This is a genomic window from Alcanivorax xiamenensis (genome assembly GCF_009846745.1).
Lineage (GTDB): Bacteria > Pseudomonadota > Gammaproteobacteria > Pseudomonadales > Alcanivoracaceae > Alloalcanivorax > Alloalcanivorax xiamenensis.
The window spans coordinates 1-725 of the sequence record NZ_AQPF01000117.1 but is presented as its reverse complement, the minus strand read 5'-3'; the positions used below and the strand labels follow the sequence as shown (position 1 = coordinate 725).

Here is a 725-nt window from a genome sequence, read left to right as displayed (position 1 = left end):
GCCTTGGCTGGTCATTTGTGTGTTGACCGGCCTGGCGGTGCTTGCGTGGGTACTTGTTAGATACTCACCGCTGTCGCTTCTGTTTTCCGGATAGCGGATCTTTAAAAAGCGCATCTGATAGATGCATGGGATGACTGGAATGCTCTCCGATTATACGGGCCTGGGTAGAAATGCCTATAAAGTGAATAGGGCACTTACGCCGGAAGAAAAAGCGAGTCGGTTGTCAAGAGACCGGCGCTGGACGGATGAACCTCCCAACGATGAAGCATTACTGATCAAAATTAACAGCACTTACTTGGAGATAGTGGACCGATGGTATTGGCAAAAAGGGCAGATCCAGGTTTTTACGCTGGTTTCCTTTTTAATGTTTGCAATTTCTCCGGTTTATTTTCTATTGATGGAGCTGCAAAGGGCTGAAAGGGGGTGGGATGCTTGGGCTTTTCTTCTCTTTACGTTTCTTCTAGGTTGGGGTCTGGCCTGGGCCATCTGGAAAGGCATGAGAATGGAAATCTTTGCCTACACCCATTACCCGATACGTCTGAACAGAAAGAATCGGATGGTGTACGCCTTTCGCACTGATGGTACCGTGATTCGGGCGCCCTGGGACGACCTGTTTCTTCATGTCGGGGAAGGGACGGTGCCGACGATGGGCACCACCTACGATATCCGTGCCCATGTGCTTGATGAGGATGGTGTCACGGTAAAAGACACCTTTACTCTGGCGT

General features: G+C 50.1%; 1 protein-coding gene. It reads left to right on the top strand.

Annotated features, from left to right (window positions below; all coding sequences use genetic code 11):
• Positions 1-139: 139 nt before the first annotated feature.
• Positions 140-725: DUF6708 domain-containing protein (locus A6D6_RS21640; RefSeq protein ID WP_201303873.1), on the top strand; the 586-nt coding region annotated here is incomplete at its 3' end.